Here is a 269-nt window from a genome sequence, read left to right on the forward strand (position 1 = left end):
CGAGCTACTGGCATTTAACTGAACATGGTAAGACTCCATCGTGACTAGATACAGTTTATCTATCAGCAGAGTCCCATTCCAAAGGACAAGATTAAACATGAAAGACGCGTATATCATCGATGCCATCCGTACCCCATTTGGTCGTTATGCGGGTGGTTTAGCCCCAGTCCGTGCCGATGACTTGGGTGCACTCCCAATTCAAGCCCTGATGCAACGTAATCCCAGTGTGGACTGGAAACAGGTGGATGATGTGATCTACGGCTGTGCCA

At 48.7% G+C, this 269-nt stretch carries 1 protein-coding gene; it reads left to right on the top strand.

The genetic code is table 11. From position 1 onward, the window contains the following. Positions 1 to 97: 97 nt before the first annotated feature. A partial coding sequence (locus ACWQ4X_RS19935) for a thiolase family protein (RefSeq protein ID WP_457904697.1) occupies positions 98 to 269 on the top strand: 172 nt, incomplete at its 3' end.

This window comes from Acinetobacter sp. NigerLNRRAM0016 (assembly GCF_054112845.1).